Here is an 18,599-nt window from a genome sequence, read left to right as displayed (position 1 = left end):
AAAATCGCCCCGAATCAAAAGCTGCGTAAAACAACGGCCGATTTCATCAGATGCCATTCAAAAGACACGCGGTCATACATTTTGCGTTACAATACGCACTTATTTTTAAGAAAGAAAAATACGCCATGAAAGCCTCCCAGTTCTTCATTTCTACCCTTAAAGAAGCCCCTGCCGAAGCCGCACTTGCCAGCCACAAGCTGATGATTCGTGCCGGCTTGATCAAAGCCAACGCATCAGGTCTTTATACTTGGATGCCGATGGGTCTGCGCGTATTGCGCAAAGTTGAAAATATCGTGCGCGAAGAAATGGCCCGCGCAGGTAGCGTGGAGCTGCTGATGCCGGTGGTACAACCTGCCGAACTGTGGCAGGAATCCGGCCGCTGGGAGTTTTACGGTAAAGAACTGCTGCGCCTGAAAGACCGTCATGACCGTGATTTCTGTATGGGTCCGACTTGTGAAGAAGTGATTGCCGACATCGTGCGCAAAGAAGTCAACAGCTACAAACAATTGCCGAAAAACTTTTATCACATCCAAACCAAATTCCGCGATGAAGTGCGTCCGCGCTTTGGTGTGATGCGTGCACGCGAGTTTGTCATGAAAGACGCTTATTCCTTCCATGCCGACTATGCCTCGCTTCAGACGACCTATCAAGATATGTACGACGCTTACTGCCGTATCTTCACCCGTTTGGGTTTGGAATTCCGTCCTGTTGCCGCGGATACCGGTAGCATCGGCGGTACCGGCTCTCACGAATTCCAAGTATTGGCTGAAAGCGGCGAAGACGTTATTGCATATAGCGACACTTCTGATTACGCCGCCAATATCGAGCTGGCGCCGACTTTGCCGCTTAAAGGCGAACGCGCTGCTGCTCAGGCCGAGTTGACCAAAGTACATACGCCAAACGTCAAAACCATTGAGTCTTTGGTTGAATTCCTCAATATTCCGGTTGAACAAACCCTCAAATCCATCGTGGTTGAAGGCGAAAACGAAGGCGAACTCGTCCTGCTGCTGTTGCGTGGCGACCATGAATTTAACGACATCAAGGCAGAAAAACTGGCCGGCGTAAAATCGCCACTGACCATGGCGAGCCCTGCCGTGATTATTGAACAATTCGGCGCAAACGGCGGCTCTCTCGGCCCTGTCAACTTCAAAGGTAAAGTCTATGCCGATTTCGCTACTGAAAAAGGCGCAGACTGGGTTATCGGCGCGAACGAAGACGACTACCACTATACCGGCTTCAACTTCGGCCGAGATGCTGACGAGCCTGAATTTGTCGATTTGCGCAATGTCATCGAAGGCGATATCAGCCCTGACGAACAAGGCCGTCTAAAACTGGCGCGTGGTATTGAAGTCGGCCACGTTTTCCAATTACGCGATAAATATACCCAAGCCATGAATGTCAGCTTCTTGGACAATAACGGTAAATCCCAAATCATGGAAATGGGCTGCTACGGTATCGGTATTACCCGCGTTGTTGCTGCCGCCATCGAACAAAACAACGACGAAAAAGGCATTGTTTGGACCAAAGCAATGGCGCCGTTTGAAGTCGTTATCGTGCCGATGAACTACAAAAAATCTGAAGCCGTACGCGAAGCCGCTGACAAAATCTATGCCGAGCTTTTGGCTGCCGGTGCGGATGTATTGTTGGATGACCGCGATGAACGTGCGGGCGTATTGCTGAATGACTCTGAGCTGTTGGGTATTCCTCACCGCATCGTGATCGGTGATCGCGCCTTAAAAGAAGGCAATGTCGAATATGCCGAACGCCGTGACAATCAGGCTCAAGCTGTTGCAGTATCAGAAGTTGTTGCCAAGGTTCTGGCCGCATTGAACGCTTAAATTTTTTTCAATAATGAAAAGGCCGTCTGAAACTGATTATTTCGTTTCAGACGGCCTTTTTCTGTTTTAATAAATAATGTTTTTTCCGTAGCTCTCTAATATTTCTTTGATTTTCAAAATGGTTTCTTTAGGCGGCGGATGTACGCCTTTTAACTTGTATTCGTCGCCGCACAAAGCCCATTTGTGTGCGCCCAATTCGTGATACGGCAAAAGCTCGACCATTTCGACATTATCCATATCACCGATAAACTCGCCCAATAAATGCGCTGAACGCTCATCATCAGTGTAGCCTGGAACAACCACATAACGCACACGCGTCGGCTGATTGCGTTCGGCAAGATAGCGCGCGAATTTCAGCGTTTTGGTATTTGGAATACCGACAAGCACTTTATGAATTTCAGGATCGATTTGTTTTAAGTCGAGCATGACCAAATTGGTATGATCGAGCAAATCATCCAAAATCGAATCATAGTGCAAAGCATAGCCATTGCTGTCGAGACAGGTATGGATATCGTGTTCCCGGCAGGCCGTAAACCAATCGCGCACAAACTCATATTGCAATAACGGCTCGCCGCCGGTTGCCGTTACGCCTCCGCCTGTCGCACGCAAATAATGACGATAGGTCATGACCTGCTTCATCACAGTTGCCACATCCAATTCCTGCGCCTGCTCAGTATGAAGATCCCATGTGTCACGATTATGGCAATACAGGCAACGCATCAGGCAGCCTTGCAAAAAGAGCACGTAGCGCAAACCCGGACCATCGACAGCACCGCAAGATTCAATCGAATGAATAATGCCTTTGCCGTTATAGTGACGGTGACCAAGGTCTTTCAGTGCCGGCTCGGGGGTAATGGCAAAAGTCGTGGACATAGTGTTCGGCTCAAAAATGTTTTTGCTTATATGGATTGTACGATAATAAAGGCCGTCTGAACATTTCAGACGGCCTCGGAGCTTTGTTTCAAAACAAACCAAATGCAAATTTAGCTTCCGGTTTGTTTCTCCACCCGGATTACATGGTTTCTGTGAACGTACGGGTAATCACGTCAAGCTGTTGTTCGCGGGTCAGCGAGTTGAAGCGAACCGCATAACCGGACACACGAATGGTCAACTGCGGATATTTCTCCGGATTGTGCATCGCATCTTCCAAAGTCTCGCGATTCAATACGTTGACGTTCAAGTGTTGGCCGCCTTCCAAATTACCGTCTTCATGGTGGAAATAGCCGTCCATCAAACCGGCAAGGTTGCGTTCGCGAGAATGTTCGTCTTTACCCAACGCGCCAGGAATAATGGAGAAGGTATAAGAAATACCGTCTTTGGCAAACTCAAATGGCAGTTTGGCTACGGAAGTCAATGAAGCGACTGCACCGTTGACGTCACGGCCGTGCATTGGGTTTGCACCCGGACCAAACGGAGCGCCTGCACGGCGGCCGTCTGGAGTATTACCGGTTTTCTTACCGTAAACAACGTTGGAAGTAATGGTCAGTACGGACTGAGTCGGAGTAGCGTTGCGGTAAGTTTTGTGGGTTGCCACTTTTTTCATGAAGCGTTCAACCAAATCGCAGGCGATATCGTCAACGCGGTCGTCGTTGTTACCAAATTGTGGGTATTCGCCTTCGATTTCGAAGTCAACGGCAATGCCATTTTCGTCACGAATCGGTTTCACTTTGGCGTACTTAATGGCGGACAATGAGTCGGCAGCCACAGACAAACCGGCGATACCGCATGCCATCGTACGTTTCACATCACGGTCATGCAACGCCATCAACGCGGCTTCGTAGCTGTATTTGTCGTGCATGTAGTGAATAATGTTAAGCGCGGTAACGTATTGGGTTGCCAACCAATCCATGAATTTGTCCATGCGCTCAAAGACAGTGTCGTAGTCCAAAACTTCGTCCATAATCGGCTCGGTTTTCGGACCAACTTGCTCTTTAGATTTTTCATCCACGCCGCCGTTGATTGCGTACAGCAGAGTTTTAGCCAAGTTGGCGCGTGCGCCGAAGAACTGCATTTGTTTGCCGACCACCATCGGGCTGACGCAGCAGGCAATGGCGTAGTCGTCGCTATTAAAGTCAGGGCGCATCAAATCGTCGTTTTCGTATTGGATGGACGAAGTATCGATGGATACTTTGGCGCAGAATTCTTTAAAGCCTTGAGGCAGTTGTTCTGACCACAATACAGTGATGTTTGGCTCAGGAGACGGGCCCATGTTGTACAGGGTATGCAGCACGCGGAAGTTGGTGCGGGTTACCAGCGTACGGCCGTCCAAGCCCATACCGCCGATGGATTCGGTTGCCCAAATCGGGTCGCCGGAGAAGAGTTGGTCGTATTCGGGCGTACGCAGGAAACGGACCATACGCAGTTTCATCACCAAGTGGTCGATAAATTCTTGCGCTTGGGTTTCGGTAATCACACCGTTTTTCAGGTCGCGTTCGATATAAATATCCAAGAATGAAGATACACGGCCGAAAGACATCGCCGCACCGTTTTGAGATTTAACGGCAGCGAGGTAGGCAAAGTAAGTCCATTGGATGGCTTCTTGTGCATTTTTTGCAGGGCCGGAAATATCGTAGCCGTAAGAAGCTGCCATTTCTTTCATTTGGTTCAATGCTTTATATTGCTCATTGATTTCTTCGCGGCGGCGGATCACTTCTTCCAAGTCCACACCGTTTTCCAAATCGGCTTGCAGTGAGTTGAACTGGTTGAGTTTGTCTTTCATCAAGAAGTCGATACCGTACAATGCCACGCGGCGGTAGTCGCCGATAATACGGCCGCGGCCATAAGCATCCGGCAGGCCGGTAATCACGCCTGATTTGCGGCAGCGGCGGATGTCGGGCGTATAAACGTCAAATACGCCTTGGTTGTGGGTTTTGCGGTATTTGGTGAAAATTTCGCTGACTTCGGGATTCAATTCAACGTTGTACACTTTGCACGCGTCTTGCACCATTTTCAAACCGCCAAACGGCATGATAGAGCGTTTCAAAGGCTCGTCTGTTTGCAGGCCGACAATGGTTTCCAAATCTTTGTTGATGTAGCCTGGAGCGTGGCTGGTAATACCGGAGACGATTTGCGCGTCGATTTTATACGGCTCGTGTGTACGGTTTTCAACCTTGATACCTTCCATCACTTCCGCCCACAGCTTGGTTGTGGCTTCGGTTGCAGGTGCTAAGAATGAAGCATCGCCCTCATATGGCGTGTAGTTTTTTTGAATAAAATCGCGGACATCTACGTTGGTTTCCCAGTTGCCACCGACAAAACCTTCCCAAGCGGCAGGACGTTGCTGAACATCATTTGACATATCAAGCTCCTAATTTTATTGAAAATATAGACTGTAAATTTTCTGAAAGGATAACATCAATACCCATTTATTTACAGGGGTTTTTGTGAAATAAAATTACAGATTTGGTTTTTCTTGATTTACGTCAATGAGAATAATTGTTACTTGGCACTACATCTCATTTTCCAAACATTCGTACTTCAAAACGGCGTAAAATACAAAATTCAGCCCTGAAGACAGGTGTTCTTCAGGGCTGAGTTTTTATTGCATTTTATATAAAAGGCCGTCTGAATTTTCAGACGGCCTTTTATTCACTTAATCAATTAAGCAAACGGATGATGCAAAACAATGGTTTCTTCACGGTCAGGACCGGTTGAAACAATGGCCACAGGCGCACCGCACACTTCTTCAATACGTTTCAGATAAGCTTTAGCGTTTTCAGGCAGCTTGTCGTACTCTTTCACACCGAAAGTCGACTCGCTCCAACCCGGCATGGTTTCATAAATCGGTTTGCAGGTTTCCACCGCGTCAGAGCCGCAAGGCAGAATGTCGGTTTTGCTGCCATCAGGCAATTCATAGCCTACGCAGATATTGATGTTTTCAACACCGTCCATGACATCCAGCTTGGTAATGCACATGCCGGAAATGCCGTTAACTTGAATGGAGCGTTTCAACGCAGCCACGTCAAACCAACCGCAACGACGCGCACGACCGGTTACAGAGCCGAACTCATGACCGCGCTCAGCCAAACCTGCACCCACTTCGTCAAACAATTCAGTCGGGAACGGGCCGGAACCCACGCGGGTCGTATAGGCTTTAACAATACCCAAAACGTAATCCAGCATTTGCGGGCCCACGCCTGCACCGGCAGAAGCGGCACCGGCTAAGCAGTTGGACGAAGTTACAAACGGATAAGTACCGTAGTCGATGTCAAGCAACGTACCTTGCGCGCCTTCAAACAACAGGCTTTCGCCTTTGCGGTTTTTCTCGTTCAAAACACGGGAAACATCGGTAATCATCGGCGTAATGCGCGGCGCAACTTTTTCAATGACCGCCATCACGTCTTCAAGTTTTACCGGCTCGGCATGGTGCAGGTGTTGCAACTGAACATTGTAATAAGCCAAAACAGCTTCCAGTTTTTCAACCAGTTTTTCAGGGTGCAACAAGTCCACCACGCGGATCGCACGACGGGCAACTTTATCTTCATAAGCCGGGCCGATGCCGCGGCCGGTTGTACCAATTTTGCTTTTACCGCGGTAAGCTTCGCGTGCTTGGTCAAGCGCAATGTGGTAAGGCAGAATCAATGGGCAGGTCGGCGCAATTTTCAGACGGCCTTCAACGTTTTTCACACCGGCGGCGTTCAATTCGTCGATTTCACCCAACAATGCTTCAGGAGAAACCACGACACCCGAACCGATGAAGCAGTCTAAAGTCTCATGCAAAATGCCGCTTGGAATCAGACGCAAAATGGTTTTTTTGCCGCCGACGACCAATGTATGGCCGGCATTGTGGCCGCCTTGGAAACGTACAACACCGCTGGTTTCTTCCGCCAGCCAGTCAACAATCTTACCTTTGCCTTCATCACCCCATTGGGCACCGATTACGACAACATTTTTAGCCATAGCTATCTAACCTTATTTCAGATACAAAATTTCAAAATAAAACTCAATTATTCAAAGCGATTACTTTCCAAACGCCGTCCACTTGTTTCAGACGGCCTGTAACCTCTTCCGAACCGTTGTAGCCGATACCGTAATCGATAACGACACATTGTCCTTGTTCGCGCAAAGCATCTACCGCTTCTTGAGCCGCAGGCATGTCTTTGACATCGACCGCCACCACGGACTCTCGTCCGATAGCGGGAAGGCGGCCGATAAAGCTGCGCAAATCAAAACTGAATCCGGCAGCCGGACGTGCGCGTCCGAAGTATCCGCCCAAACCGTCATAACGGCCGCCGCGCGCCACGGCATCATAAAGATTTGAACCATAAGCCGCGTAAAGCAAGCCGGTATGGTAATTGTCAACGCGCAATTCCGACAAATCGATATGCACTTTTTGATTTGGGAACGCATCGCATACGGCCTGCAATTCATCCAGCGCCGCACTGACTGCGGATAATTCAGGTAATTTCTCACGGGCCAAAGTCAGCACTTCGCGACCGCCGTACAGTCGGGGCAACAGTGAAAACGCTTTTGCCCACATACCGTCGAGTTTCCACTCTTTGACCAACTGGCTGACAGCCTCGGCATCTTTGTCCTGCATCAATGACAGCAGGGTTGCCGATTGTTGCTCGTCCAAATGAGCGGCATTTGCCAAAGCGCGGAATACACCGATATGGCCTAATGAAAGCAGAACTTCGCCCATGTCGGCGATTTTCATGCTTTTCAGCATCAAATCAATCAATTCGATGTCTGCTTCAATGCCTTCCAAGCCGTACATTTCCGCACCGGCCTGCAAAGGCTCGCGCATATTGAGCAATCCGTCAGGCCGCGCATGAAGCACCGAGCCGGCATAGCACAAACGGTTGATGCCTTGATTGGCGGAAAGCAAATGGGCATCAATGCGCGCCACCTGCGGCGTAATATCCGCGCGGATACCGAGCTGACGGCCGCTAAGCTGATCGACGACCAAAATGGTTTTCAAAGACAAACCGGCATCGATATGCGTCAATAAGGAATGGCTGTATTCCATCAATGGCGGTTGCACCAATTCATAACCATGCACGCGAAACAAAGCCAACAACCGCTCACGGGCGCTTTCCAGTTGTCGGGCATTGGTCGGTAACACGTCGGCAACGTGTTCAGGAAGCTGCCAAGACTTCATGAGAATCTACCTCTGTTTTTTTGTAAACATAAAGGGCTGATTAAATTTAAAACCAAATCAGCCTGACGACTGAAATTTTCCTGAATGCATCAATAGCAAATCTGATGCGGCTTCAACAAAACTGATTTTAAATTTAAACAGCCCCTGAGTAACGGCTTCAAACCGTCGAGTTATTAAAATCAGACTTTACCATATTAAAACGAATTTTGCACCCTGTTTACAGAGAACGTAAAAAAACATTAAAAACAAAGGCCGTCTGAAAACCAAATGCATAGCTGCATCGTTTTCAGACGGCCTTATTCATGCCTGAACAACCCGACGCTTAGCGCCAGTAACGCCACCAAGGCATATCGTCAGATCGCCATTCGTGTTGCAAGAACGGGCTTTGCGGGAAGTTGGTTTCCAAAACGCGGCGTGTATCGGCAGCCAGTTGCGGCTTGTCCAGTTTTTTGTATGCCAATTCCATCATCGCCAAAGCTTCTTCGACGTAACGGGTATTTTGGTAACGGCTGACGATTTTTTGCGCACGGTTGGCCGCTGCGACATAAGCACCGCGTTTCATGTAATAACGTGCCACAGATATCTCGTTACCACCCAAAGCGTCCACCAGCTTGGCCATACGCTCGGTTGCATCGGCAGCGTATTTGCTGTTTGGATAACGTTGAACCAACTCGGCAAACGCCTGATAAGCATCGCGGTTAGCTTTCGGGTCGCGGTCGGACCAGTCTTGGGAAGCCAGCTTGTTCAAGAAAGACTGGTCTTCGTTAAACAGGACCAAACCTTTCAAGTACAGCGCGTAGTCCATATTCGGATGTTGCGGATGATGGCGTTGGAAGCGCGCAATGGCAGCCAAGGCTTTTTCCGGCTCATCGTCTTTATAATAGGCATACGCCGTATCCAACTGGGACTGCTGGGCATAGCGGCCGTTTGGAAAACGGGATTCTAAAATTTCGTATAACTTGACAGCTCGCGTATAATTGTTGCTGTTCAATTCGTCTTGCGCTTCGGCATAAAGCTTTTCCACACTCCAATCTTGAGTAATTTGGGCGTCTTTATCGATTGTGCCTTTATTTGCGCAGGCACTCAGTGCCAAACCTAAAGAAACTACTAAAAGAATTTTTTTCATGCAGAATACTTCCTTTGATAACGAAGCCGATTATAGCGATGATTTAGACTTTCCGTCATCCCCTGAAACAGAAAGTTGTGTTAATTTGACCGTTCCGCTCGAAATGGCGGGCGGAAGGCTGGATGCCGTATTGGCCAAACTCATGCCCGACTACTCGCGCAGCCGTCTGAGTTCGTGGATTAAAGAGGGTGCGGTCATTGTAAACGATAAGCCCGCTCAACCCAAAGATAAAATGATAGGTGGTGAATTGATTGCCGTTACGGTACGTCCGAGCGAAGAAAACCTCGCGTTCACACCCGAACCCATGGATTTGGACATTATTTATGAAGACGATACCGTTATCGTCATCAACAAGTCTGCCGGGTTGGTCGTCCATCCTGCCGCAGGCAACTGGAGCGGCACCCTGCTCAACGGCCTGTTGGCGCACTGTCCCGAATTAAGCCAAGTGCCGCGTGCGGGCATCGTACACCGTTTGGACAAAGAAACCAGCGGCCTGATGGTGGTCGCCAAGACCCTGCCGGCGCAAAACTCACTGGTTCAACAGCTTCAAGAGCGCACAGTCAAACGCATTTACCGCGCCGTTGCCAACGGAATCGTCCCTTTTGACGGCAAAATCGAAACCCAAATCGGCCGCGATCCGCACAACCGCCTGAAAATGGCAGTCGTCAAATTCGGCGGCAAACCTGCCATTACCCACGTCAAAGTGTTGGAACGTTATCTGGCGCACAGCTACATCGAATGCTCGCTCGAAACCGGCCGCACGCATCAAATCCGCGTTCATATGCGCGAAGCCAACCATCCGCTGGCCGCCGACCCTGTTTACGGCAACCTGCGCCATCCATGCAGCGACGCAGTTAAAGAAGCCATCAAAGCCCTTGGTGCGCGTCAAGCCCTGCACGCCTACCGCTTGAGCTTTGTACACCCGAAAACCGGTGAAACCGTTTCCTTTGAAGCGCCTATGCCTGACGATATGTACCACCTGCTTTCCGTCCTGCGTCTGGAAGCCGGTTTGGATTCGTCCCTAAGCAACGAGGAAGAATGGCAAGAGAAATTCGGCATGGACGATGACGATGATTGGAATGAAGACGACTACGATGTCGAAGTCGTTTATGTAAGGGATTAAACCCATTTTTCAGACGGCCTAAAATATTATTTCAGGCCGTCTGAAATCAATCCGTTCCAATATTTCAGCGACTCAAAGATTATGAAAACCATCACAGATACCCTAAACCTCGCCCCGCAAGGCAAGAATTTTTTGACTGCCGACTGGCCTGCCCCTGCCAATGTTAAAACGCTTATTACCACGCGCAACGGCGGTGTCAGCGAAGGCGTATATCGCAGCCTGAATGTCGGTTCGCACGTCGGCGACAATCTGGAAGCCGTGCTCCGCAACCGTGAAATCGTACAGGAACAAGTCGGCCTGCCCGTTGCCTACCTCAATCAAATCCACAGTACCATCGTTGTAAATGCCGCCGAAGCGTTAGGTAATACGCCCGACGCCGATGCTTCGGTTGATGCGACGGGTACAGTCGCCTGCGCTTCGATGACTGCCGATTGCCTGCCTGTCTTGTTTTGCGACAAAGCAGGAACGGTGGTTGCGGCGGCTCATGCAGGTTGGCGTGGTTTGGCTGGCGGCGTTTTGCAAAACACCATTGCAGCAATGAATATCGAGCCGTTGGAAATCATGGCCTATCTCGCGCCTGCCATCGGCCCTGATGCGTTTGAGGTAGGGCAAGATGTATTTGATGCGTTTTGCACCCCTATGCCGGAAGCTGTCGATGCGTTTGAAGACATCGGCGGCGGCAAATACCTTGCCGACATTTACGCTTTGGCACGCATGGTTCTGCACCGCGAAGGCGTGAACATGATTTATGGCGGCACCCATTGCACCGTCTTGGAACGCGATACTTTCTTCTCCTACCGCCGCGACGGACAAACCGGTCGCATGGTCAGCCTGATTTGGTTGGAAAAATAAAATTTGCACCATCAAAGACAAGGCCGTCTGAAATACTTTCCGTTTGCGATTTCAGACGGCCTAAACATTATTCGTTATAATCCGACGATACCGTAACCGGTTTCAACGAAGGAATATCCAATGAAAAAAATCCTATTGCCTGCACTCGCCCTATTGCTTGCCTCTTGCGGTTTCCACCTGAAAGGCACAGGCGTGACTTCTCAGCCGCTGCCTTATCAAAACTGGCATGTAGAAGGCGGAGCCGTCATGCAAAAAGCGCTGGAAAATGCCTTACGCCGTGCTGACGGCCATCCAGTTAGCGAAGCCGAATCACAAATCACCCTGCGCGTTGTCGACTTTCAAAAACGCCGCGACATCTACACCATCACCCGCGCCGCCGCAATCAACGAATACCTGCTGGCCATGACCATCAAAGCCCAAGCCTTCCGCAACAGCGAGCCGGTTGGCGAACCGATGGAAGTTAAGGTTCACCGTACCATGGACTACGCCGACAGCGAAGTTTTGGGCAAACAGGAAGAGGAAGAAACCATTTGGTCTGAAATGCGCATCGACGCCGCAGATCAAATCGTCCGCCGCCTGACTTTCCTGAAGGCGCAATAATGGCTGCCGCGCCCATTGAGAGCCTGCGCCCCGATACGCCGCTCAAACCGTTGTACATTATTCACGGCGAAGAGGATTTGTTGCGCATCGAGGCTTTGGATACGCTGCGCGCAGCCGCAAAAAAACAAGGCTATCTCAACCGCGAAGTCTATACCGCCGAAAACAATTTTGACTGGAACGAGCTGTTGCAAAGTGCCGGCAGCGCAGGTTTGTTTGCCGATTTGAAACTGCTGGAAATCCACATTCCCAACGGCAAACCCGGCAAAAACGGAGGCGATGCCCTGCAAACTTTCGCCGAACGCCTGCCCGAAGATACGGTTACGCTTATCCTCCTACCCAAGCTTGAAAAAGCGCAAATCCAGTCCAAATGGTTTTCTGCATTGGCAGGCAAAGGCATCGTCTTAGAAGCCAAAGCCGTTGCGCCACATGCTTTGCCGCAATGGATACAGGGCCGTCTGAAGCAGCAAGGTTTGGATATCGAACCTGAAGCACTTGCCCTTTTTGCCGAGCGCGTCGAAGGCAATCTTTTAGCCGCCCGTCAGGAAATCGAAAAACTCGCACTGCTCCATCCCAAAGGCCATTTGATCAATATTGCCGACGCAGAAGCCGCAGTTGCCACCGTTGCCCGTTTCGACGTATTCCAACTGGCCGGTGCATGGATGAAAGGCGATGCCCTGCGCGTTTCCCGCTTACTGGACGGTTTGGAAGAAGAAGGCGAAGAGCCGGTTTTGCTGTTGTGGGCGGTTGCCGAAGACATCCGCACTCTAATCCGCCTGATTGCCGCACTCAAGCAGGGACAAAACATCCAAAGCCTGCGCAACAGCCTGCGCTTATGGGGCGACAAGCAGACCCTTGCACCGATGGCGGCCAAACGCATTTCCATCAACCGCCTGCTCGACGCGCTCAAAACCTGCGCTAAAATCGACCGCATCATCAAAGGCGCGGAAGAAGGCGATGCATGGACCGAGTTCAAACAACTCGTTACCTCGCTGGCCGCTTGAAACCGTTGCCACGCGTCAAGAAACTTGCACGCAATACGCCCCAAAAACAGAAAATACTGTAAAATAGCGTAAACTCAAATTCAGGCCGTCTGAACCTCGCATTTCAGACGGCCTCTTCCAGCAAAAAACAAGGAAACACCAACCATATGGATAATAAAACCAAACTTCGCATCGGCGGTCTGGCCCTGCTGACCACTGCCGTATTAAGCCTCATCATCGTTCTGATTGTCGATTCATGGCCGCTGGCCATTCTGTTGGCCGTCATCATCGTGGCCGCTGCCGCAGGCGGTTTCGTTTGGACTTCACGCCGTCAGCAACGCCAATTCCTCGAGCGCCTGAAAAAATTCGACATCGACCCGGAAAAAGGCCGTATCAACGAAGCCAACCTGCGCCGTATGTACCACAGCGGCGGCCAACATCAAAAAGACGCGATTACCCTGGTTTGCCTGTCACAAAAATGTTCTGTTGACGAAGCGCATGCTATCTTCAAAAAACGTCCGACCCGTCAGGAAATGAACCAAATGGCTGCCCAACAGGCACGCGGTCAAAAACGTCCACATCGCTAATCCCGACAGTAACAGGCCGTCTGAACATCCTATCCCGTTTCAGACGGCCTGTTTTTATTGCCATCAAACCCATTTTCGTTTCCATCGCATTATGACCCGTCTTCCCACTGCCCCACTTAAACGCCGCCTCGCCGCACTGGTTTACGAACTTCTGCTGACCGGCGCCGTTACCAGCATTGCCGCCCTTGCAGCCGGTATTGTCGCCATCTTTCTCAATCCCGTTTCCACGCGCCTGTCCATGCTGGCAACCTGTCTGATTCTGTTCTACGCATGGTGGCTCTACTTCCGCGCCAACTGGCACAAAAAAGGCCAAACCCTCGCCATGCAAACATGGAAAATCGGCTTAGCCGATAAAAACGACACCCAGCCGCCCCTGCCTCAACTGCGCCTGCGCTTTATTTGGGCCAGCATTTTTATTGTTTTCATTCCCCTGCTTGCCTACGCCGGATTGCGTCATCTGCTCAATATACCGCCCAAAGGCGCATTCGGAGCCGCGCTCATCTGGCTCATCCTGCCATGGGGCTTCGCCCTGTTCCATCCCGACCGCCAATTCCTCTACGACTTCTTGGCCGGAACAAGGCTGGTGGATTTAAATCAGAAGAAAACAAACGAATAAAATTCGCAAGCATCTCAAGCTCTAAATGAAATAAAGGCCGTCTGAAACTCAAGATACGTTTCAGACGGCCTTTAATCATAAAATCAAGCAATGATTATTCTTGCCAACGTTTGAACACCAGCGAAGTATTGACGCCGCCAAAAGCAAAGTTATTGCTGACCACATAATCGGTTTGAATCTCACGTCCGCCAGTTTGGATGTAATCCACCTTGCCGCAACGCGGATCGATGTTTTCCAAATTGACAGTCGGCGCAAACCAGCCGTTGTTCATCATTTCAATGGTAAACCAGGCTTCCAATGCGCCGCACGCGCCGAGTGTATGGCCGAGATAGCTTTTTTGCGAACTCATCGGCACAAAACCAAATACCGCCTCAGTCGCCAATGTTTCGGCAATATCGCCTTTTTCGGTCGCCGTACCGTGGCCGCTGACATAGCCGACTTTATCAGGCGTAATACCGGCGTCTTTCAGCGCAAGCTCCATACATTTCTGCATGGTTTCTTTTTGCGGCTGGGTAACGTGGCTGCCGTCGCTGTTGGCACCATAGCCGACAAGCTCGGCATAGATTTTCGCACCGCGCGCACGGGCGTGTTCTAATTCTTCCAATACGAAAATGCCTGCGCCTTCGCCGATGACCAAGCCGTCTCGAGCGTTGTCGTAAGGGCGCGGCGTCAGCTCAGGTTCGCCGTTGCGGCGGCTGGCGGCATAAAGTGAATCGAAAACATAAACTTCGGACGGACAAAATTCTTCGCCGCCGCCCGCCAGCATCATGTCTATCATGCCGTATTTGATGGCTTCGTAGGCATAGCCTATGCCTTGGCTGCCGGACGAACACGCGCTCGAAGTCGGGATAATGCGGCCTTTCAAGCCGAAGAAAATGCCGATATTGGCGGCAGTCGTATGCGGCATCATACGCACATAAGTATTGGCGTTGAAATTACGCGATGTGCCGGTCAGCAGGAGCTCGCCCAAATCGCCGATGTCTTGGGTACTGCCGACAGACGAACCGCACGCCACGCCCATACGGCCGTCGGTAATGCTTTCATCACCCAACAAGCCTGCATCCGTCAGGGCTTGTTCTGCCGCATCGACACACAAATGCGATACACGCCCCATGCTTCTGAGCTGCTTGCGCGTCCAATGTTTGGGAGGAGAATAGCCTTCAATCGGCGCACCCAGTTGCGCTTCCAATTCAGGAAAGCGTTCGCTCCAGTCCATATGTTTGACTGCGTTTTTTTCGGCTTTAAAGGCCGTCTGAATACTTTGCCAATCACGGCCGAAGGCGGTAATACCGCCGATACCTGTTACAACGACTCTTCTGGTATTCAACACAAACCTCCGTTCACAGCAATCACTTGGCGCGTAATGTACGCCGCTTTTTCATCCATTAAAAAGCGCACCGCATGCGCCACTTCCTCGGGCAATCCCATACGCGCGGCAGGGACAGCCTTTAAGATTTCTTCGACAGGTACGTTCTCATCGATAATATCGGTATCAATAAGGCCCGGTGCCACGCAGTTGACGGTAATTTTGCGTTTAGCCAACTCAACCGCCAAGGCTTTTGCCGCGCCGATCAAGCCCGCTTTGGACGCGCTGTAATTGACCTGACCGCGGTTGCCCGTCAAACCGGATACCGACGCCATGCACACAATCCGTCCGGCTTTGCGGCGGCGGATCATCGGCATGGTCAAAGGGTGCAACACATTATAAAAACCGTCCAAATTGGTACGCAGCACCAAGTCCCAATCATCATCTGTAAATGCAGGAAACGCATTGTCTCGCGTCAGGCCGGCATTCAGCACCACGCCGTAATATGTGCCGTTTGCCTCAATGTCGGCAGTCAAAATTTCTCGGCAAGCTTCGCGGTCGGACACGTCAAACTGCAACACGCGCGCATTTCTACCCAATGCACGGATTTCTTCTGCAACGGCTTCCGCTTCATCGCGGCGGCTGCGGCAGTGGACGACAATATCAAAGCCGTCCTGCGCCAAACCAAGCGCGACGGCTTTGCCGATACCGCGATTAGACCCTGTAATTAAAATAGTTTCACTCATACGTTTTCTCACTATATCGACAGGCCGTCTGAATCTTTGTCTTTTCAGACGGCCTTGTAAACGGTTTAAATGACTTGACCGTCTTTCGGACTGTACACATTTAAAGAAGCTTTTGCCAGTAAACCGTCCGGCGGCAACAGATGCTTCACATCTTCCGGCGCATCCGTCCAGCGCAACTCGCAATCAAATACGCCCATGCCGCCCAAATCCTGAATGGACACATGCGCCCTGACTTCCAGCTCAGTACCGACAGGCACGGAATCGGCAAACAAATCCAGCTTGCGCGTTCCCAATAAAAAACCCAAGCGTACAGGCTCTCCGGCCTTTAAAGCCTCAATGCCTGCAAACGCGCCTATACCCTGCGCCATCAATTCCATATAAGCCATAGACGGCAACACGCCATCCTGCAGCAAAATATGCTTGTCGCCAACTGGCGCACAGCAAACCGTATAGTCATCGCCAAATTCTTTCACACAGTCGATAAGCACCATATGTCCGTTGTGCGGAAGTAGCGACGCCACATCATAAATCGGGGCACTCGGTATTGAAGGCATAAAATGTCATCCGGGAATAAATTACGTTACAATATGCATTATAACAGAGCCTAGCTTTTACTAACCCATTTCATTACAATGTATGAAAATGTAAAACATTGAAAGACATCATGCCTCAAAACGTTTGCCGTTTCAGCTTCAATATCGCCGCATGGCAGGCCTCCTCCAGCAAAATCAGTACGCCGGAGCAATGGCAGGACTGGGCACAGGGAAAACTCGATACCGCCTCCCTGCCGGAGTGCAAACCAGTGCTCTCCTTTTTGCCGCCTATGCAACGCCGCCGCTTGGGAAAAGCGGCGCGCTTGGTTTGTGATGCCGCATGGAATCTGGCCGACCAATATCCTGAAAGCGTCCCGGTGTACGTTTCGCACGACGGCGAAAGCAACCGCAGCTTTGAATTATGGCAAGAGCTTCTGAACACGCATACCGTCTCGCCGACCTCATTCGGCCTGTCCGTTCACAACGCGACGATTGGGCAATGGTCGATGTTGCGTAAAGACATGAGCGAACATACCGCGTTGGCCGTTGCCGCCGATTCCTTTGAAACCGCGCTGACTGAAGCATTCGCGCTTTTGCAAGACGGCGCGCCATCTGTTTTAGTGATTGTCGCCGATGATCCGTTGTCTGAAGACTATCCTGTCTTGGCTACACGTGCGCCGTTTGCCTATGCATTGGCACTGGTCATCACAAAGGGCGAAGACTATACCCTAAGCTTGGAAACCACATCCGCAAGGCCGTCTGAAAACCCTAACGATACAACAGTCGAGCCCTATTGGAGCAGCTTGGAGTGGGTACGCTTCCTGCTTTCAGACGGCCGACAACACACGCAACACTATGCCGGTAGAAACTGGTACTGGCAGAAAAACGCATGAAGACTTTAGACTATTTCCGTCGCTTTTTTGCCACACTCTTCGGCTTCATCCTCTTCGGCGTTGCAGGCGTATTGTTCAAAATCGCACTTTTGCCCTATACGCTCAAATCGACCAAAGGCGACATCAAACGCCAACTTGAAGCAAGACGCATGATAGGCAAAGTTTGGCGTTTCTTCGTCGGCTACCTGCAATGGTCGGGCGTATTGAGCGTCCGTTTCAACGGCTTGGAAAAACTCGGCAGGCCCGGCCAGCTCATTCTTGCCAACCATCCCTCGCTTTTGGATGTCGTCTTGCTGATCAGCCACTATTCCGAGCCAAACGTACTGGTAAAAAAAGACCTGCTGCACAACCCCAGCATGAAAAGCCAGATTATCGCTTCCGGCTACATCCCCAACGATGAAAGCATGGAAATGCTGGAAGAAATCGACGCCGTGTTCAAAAGCGGACAAAGTTTGCTGATTTTCCCCGAGGGCACGCGCACAGGTTGGGACGGACAGGTTAAAATGCACCGCGGCGCCGTATCACTCGGTTTGCGCAGTGCATCAGTCATCACGCCCGTGTGCATCAAGATGACGCCACCCAATTTTAAAAAAGGGCAACCGTGGTACAAAATCCCGCCACAAAAAATTCATTATGAAATTACCGTCGGCGACGACATCCTGCCGGAAGAATGGCTGGCAGAAAAACCCCTGCCCATCGCCGCACGCCGTTTAAACGAATACCTGCAAGACTATTTCACAAGGAAAACCACATGAGCAATTTAGAAAACCAAATCAAACAATTAATCATCGACAGCTTGGGCTTGGAAGACATTACCGTTGCCGACATCGGCAGCGAAGATCCACTTTTCGGCGACGACGGCCTGGGCCTGGATTCGGTTGATGCATTGGAACTTGGTTTGGCCGTACAAAAAACCTTCGGCTTCCAGCTCGACGGTGAAAACGACAACCTGCGCGAAAACTTCGCCAACGTCAAAACTTTAGCCGAGTTCGTCAAGAGCCGCCAAGCATAAGGGAGAGACAAGATGACCGAACAAGAAGTACGCACCCTGCTGACCGATGCACTGGTTAACCTGTTTGAAATCGAACCGGAACGCATCAAACCCGAAACCAACCTCTACGAAGATTTGGAAATCGACAGCATCGACGCTATCGACCTTATCGACCACATCAAACGCGAAACCGGCCGCAAACTGCAAGCCGAAGACTTCCGCAACGTGCGTACCGTAGAAGACGTGGTTCAAGCGGTCTTGAAAGTACAACAAGATTCCTGATTTTACTTTGAATCAGCATATTTTCA

Annotated in this window: 19 protein-coding genes; 11 read left to right on the top strand and 8 right to left on the bottom strand. The window is 50.6% G+C overall.

Features of this window, described 5'->3' with window-relative positions; translation table 11 throughout:
* The first annotated feature begins 125 nt into the window (after positions 1-125).
* Positions 126-1,838, top strand: a complete 1,713-nt coding sequence (locus HMPREF3139_RS09565) for a proline--tRNA ligase (RefSeq protein WP_070461944.1) — start codon at positions 126-128, stop codon at positions 1,836-1,838.
* 66 nt (positions 1,839-1,904) lie between these two features.
* On the opposite strand, the gene pflA is transcribed toward HMPREF3139_RS09565, so the two are convergent.
* The 5 genes from pflA to HMPREF3139_RS09540 form a co-directional block, all read right to left on the bottom strand.
* A complete protein-coding gene (gene pflA, locus HMPREF3139_RS09560) occupies positions 1,905-2,711 on the bottom strand; it encodes a pyruvate formate lyase 1-activating protein (RefSeq protein WP_039862212.1) in 807 nt (268 codons plus the stop codon).
* Between the two features lie 139 nt (positions 2,712-2,850).
* The gene (gene pflB, locus HMPREF3139_RS09555) at positions 2,851-5,136 is read right to left on the bottom strand and encodes a formate C-acetyltransferase (protein ID WP_070461769.1); all 2,286 of its coding nucleotides are present in this window, start codon (positions 5,134-5,136) and stop codon (positions 2,851-2,853) included.
* Positions 5,137-5,438: 302 nt separating this feature from the next.
* Entirely contained in the window at positions 5,439-6,737 is a 1,299-nt protein-coding gene (locus HMPREF3139_RS09550) for an adenylosuccinate synthase (protein ID WP_070461768.1), read from the bottom strand.
* Between the two features lie 43 nt (positions 6,738-6,780).
* Positions 6,781-7,938 (bottom strand): ATP phosphoribosyltransferase regulatory subunit, encoded by a 1,158-nt coding sequence (locus HMPREF3139_RS09545; RefSeq protein ID WP_070461767.1) that lies wholly within the window; start codon positions 7,936-7,938, stop codon positions 6,781-6,783.
* A 322-nt stretch (positions 7,939-8,260) separates the two neighbouring features.
* On the bottom strand, positions 8,261-9,064 hold the full coding sequence (locus tag HMPREF3139_RS09540) for an outer membrane protein assembly factor BamD (protein WP_003680807.1): 804 nt from the start codon (positions 9,062-9,064) through the stop codon (positions 8,261-8,263).
* Between HMPREF3139_RS09540 and rluD the strand changes: the two genes are divergently transcribed.
* The 6 genes from rluD to HMPREF3139_RS09510 all read left to right on the top strand — a co-directional run bounded on the left by rluD (position 9,063) and on the right by HMPREF3139_RS09510 (position 13,822).
* A complete protein-coding gene (gene rluD / locus HMPREF3139_RS09535; RefSeq protein WP_070461766.1) occupies positions 9,063-10,187 on the top strand; it encodes a 23S rRNA pseudouridine(1911/1915/1917) synthase RluD in 1,125 nt (374 codons plus the stop codon). The two genes, HMPREF3139_RS09540 and rluD, sit on opposite strands and share 2 nt — an antisense overlap.
* A gap of 81 nt (positions 10,188-10,268) precedes the next feature.
* Positions 10,269-11,039, top strand: coding sequence for a peptidoglycan editing factor PgeF (gene pgeF, locus HMPREF3139_RS09530; protein WP_070461765.1), 771 nt, complete (start codon positions 10,269-10,271; stop codon positions 11,037-11,039).
* Positions 11,040-11,159: 120 nt separating this feature from the next.
* Positions 11,160-11,639, top strand: coding sequence for an LPS-assembly lipoprotein LptE (lptE, locus tag HMPREF3139_RS09525; RefSeq protein WP_070461764.1), 480 nt, complete (start codon positions 11,160-11,162; stop codon positions 11,637-11,639).
* Positions 11,639-12,640, top strand: a complete 1,002-nt coding sequence (holA, locus tag HMPREF3139_RS09520) for a DNA polymerase III subunit delta (protein WP_070461763.1) — start codon at positions 11,639-11,641, stop codon at positions 12,638-12,640. Before lptE ends, holA begins: the two co-directional genes overlap by 1 nt.
* A gap of 146 nt (positions 12,641-12,786) precedes the next feature.
* Positions 12,787-13,206 (top strand): hypothetical protein, encoded by a 420-nt coding sequence (locus HMPREF3139_RS09515; RefSeq protein ID WP_003746427.1) that lies wholly within the window; start codon positions 12,787-12,789, stop codon positions 13,204-13,206.
* Positions 13,207-13,297: 91 nt separating this feature from the next.
* Positions 13,298-13,822: an RDD family protein gene (locus HMPREF3139_RS09510; RefSeq protein ID WP_049359744.1), complete on the top strand. Its 525-nt coding sequence runs from the start codon at positions 13,298-13,300 to the stop codon at positions 13,820-13,822.
* Positions 13,823-13,916: 94 nt separating this feature from the next.
* Here the strand turns inward: HMPREF3139_RS09510 and HMPREF3139_RS09505 are convergent, their stop codons facing one another.
* The 3 genes from HMPREF3139_RS09505 to HMPREF3139_RS09495 all read right to left on the bottom strand — a co-directional run bounded on the left by HMPREF3139_RS09505 (position 13,917) and on the right by HMPREF3139_RS09495 (position 16,428).
* Entirely contained in the window at positions 13,917-15,152 is a 1,236-nt protein-coding gene (locus HMPREF3139_RS09505) for a beta-ketoacyl-ACP synthase (RefSeq protein WP_070461762.1), read from the bottom strand.
* Positions 15,146-15,874 (bottom strand): 3-oxoacyl-ACP reductase FabG, encoded by a 729-nt coding sequence (gene fabG, locus HMPREF3139_RS09500; RefSeq protein WP_003746422.1) that lies wholly within the window; start codon positions 15,872-15,874, stop codon positions 15,146-15,148. The genes HMPREF3139_RS09505 and fabG overlap by 7 nt, the downstream gene beginning before the upstream one ends.
* A gap of 65 nt (positions 15,875-15,939) precedes the next feature.
* A complete protein-coding gene (locus HMPREF3139_RS09495) occupies positions 15,940-16,428 on the bottom strand; it encodes a hotdog family protein (RefSeq protein WP_168160499.1) in 489 nt (162 codons plus the stop codon).
* Between the two features lie 110 nt (positions 16,429-16,538).
* Here HMPREF3139_RS09495 and HMPREF3139_RS09490 point away from each other — a divergent pair, with 110 nt between their 5' ends.
* From HMPREF3139_RS09490 to HMPREF3139_RS09475, 4 genes are read left to right on the top strand one after another with little or no spacing between them, the layout of a single operon-like run.
* On the top strand, positions 16,539-17,300 hold the full coding sequence (locus tag HMPREF3139_RS09490) for a beta-ketoacyl synthase chain length factor (protein ID WP_070461760.1): 762 nt from the start codon (positions 16,539-16,541) through the stop codon (positions 17,298-17,300).
* Positions 17,297-18,055, top strand: a complete 759-nt coding sequence (locus tag HMPREF3139_RS09485) for a lysophospholipid acyltransferase family protein (RefSeq protein ID WP_049344240.1) — start codon at positions 17,297-17,299, stop codon at positions 18,053-18,055. Before HMPREF3139_RS09490 ends, HMPREF3139_RS09485 begins: the two co-directional genes overlap by 4 nt.
* Positions 18,052-18,312 carry a phosphopantetheine-binding protein gene (locus tag HMPREF3139_RS09480; protein ID WP_003680822.1) on the top strand — a complete coding sequence of 87 codons (261 nt, stop codon included), beginning with the start codon at positions 18,052-18,054 and terminating at the stop codon, positions 18,310-18,312. The genes HMPREF3139_RS09485 and HMPREF3139_RS09480 overlap by 4 nt, the downstream gene beginning before the upstream one ends.
* Positions 18,313-18,324: 12 nt before the next feature.
* Positions 18,325-18,573: an acyl carrier protein gene (locus tag HMPREF3139_RS09475; protein ID WP_003680823.1), complete on the top strand. Its 249-nt coding sequence runs from the start codon at positions 18,325-18,327 to the stop codon at positions 18,571-18,573.
* Positions 18,574-18,599: the final 26 nt, after the last annotated feature.

This window comes from Neisseria sp. HMSC15G01 (genome assembly GCF_001808255.1).
Classification (GTDB): domain Bacteria; phylum Pseudomonadota; class Gammaproteobacteria; order Burkholderiales; family Neisseriaceae; genus Neisseria; species Neisseria subflava_A.
Note: the sequence above shows the minus strand (reverse complement) of the source record. Positions and strands in the feature narration are given on the sequence as shown.

Excerpts from the sequence above, each read along its gene's own strand:
- HMPREF3139_RS09565 (WP_070461944.1), top strand. The coding sequence starts at position 126 with ATGAAAGCCTCCCAGTTCTTCATTTCTACCCTTAAAGAAGCCCCTGCC.
- pflA (WP_039862212.1), bottom strand. The coding sequence starts at position 2,711 with ATGTCCACGACTTTTGCCATTACCCCCGAGCCGGCACTGAAAGACCTT.
- pflB (WP_070461769.1), bottom strand. The coding sequence starts at position 5,136 with ATGTCAAATGATGTTCAGCAACGTCCTGCCGCTTGGGAAGGTTTTGTC.
- HMPREF3139_RS09550 (WP_070461768.1), bottom strand. The coding sequence starts at position 6,737 with ATGGCTAAAAATGTTGTCGTAATCGGTGCCCAATGGGGTGATGAAGGC.
- HMPREF3139_RS09545 (WP_070461767.1), bottom strand. The coding sequence starts at position 7,938 with ATGAAGTCTTGGCAGCTTCCTGAACACGTTGCCGACGTGTTACCGACC.
- rluD (WP_070461766.1), top strand. The coding sequence starts at position 9,063 with ATGCAGAATACTTCCTTTGATAACGAAGCCGATTATAGCGATGATTTA.
- HMPREF3139_RS09540 (WP_003680807.1), bottom strand. The coding sequence starts at position 9,064 with ATGAAAAAAATTCTTTTAGTAGTTTCTTTAGGTTTGGCACTGAGTGCC.
- pgeF (WP_070461765.1), top strand. The coding sequence starts at position 10,269 with ATGAAAACCATCACAGATACCCTAAACCTCGCCCCGCAAGGCAAGAAT.
- lptE (WP_070461764.1), top strand. The coding sequence starts at position 11,160 with ATGAAAAAAATCCTATTGCCTGCACTCGCCCTATTGCTTGCCTCTTGC.
- holA (WP_070461763.1), top strand. The coding sequence starts at position 11,639 with ATGGCTGCCGCGCCCATTGAGAGCCTGCGCCCCGATACGCCGCTCAAA.
- HMPREF3139_RS09515 (WP_003746427.1), top strand. The coding sequence starts at position 12,787 with ATGGATAATAAAACCAAACTTCGCATCGGCGGTCTGGCCCTGCTGACC.
- HMPREF3139_RS09510 (WP_049359744.1), top strand. The coding sequence starts at position 13,298 with ATGACCCGTCTTCCCACTGCCCCACTTAAACGCCGCCTCGCCGCACTG.
- fabG (WP_003746422.1), bottom strand. The coding sequence starts at position 15,874 with ATGAGTGAAACTATTTTAATTACAGGGTCTAATCGCGGTATCGGCAAA.
- HMPREF3139_RS09495 (WP_168160499.1), bottom strand. The coding sequence starts at position 16,428 with ATGCCTTCAATACCGAGTGCCCCGATTTATGATGTGGCGTCGCTACTT.
- HMPREF3139_RS09490 (WP_070461760.1), top strand. The coding sequence starts at position 16,539 with ATGCCTCAAAACGTTTGCCGTTTCAGCTTCAATATCGCCGCATGGCAG.
- HMPREF3139_RS09485 (WP_049344240.1), top strand. The coding sequence starts at position 17,297 with ATGAAGACTTTAGACTATTTCCGTCGCTTTTTTGCCACACTCTTCGGC.
- HMPREF3139_RS09480 (WP_003680822.1), top strand. The coding sequence starts at position 18,052 with ATGAGCAATTTAGAAAACCAAATCAAACAATTAATCATCGACAGCTTG.
- HMPREF3139_RS09475 (WP_003680823.1), top strand. The coding sequence starts at position 18,325 with ATGACCGAACAAGAAGTACGCACCCTGCTGACCGATGCACTGGTTAAC.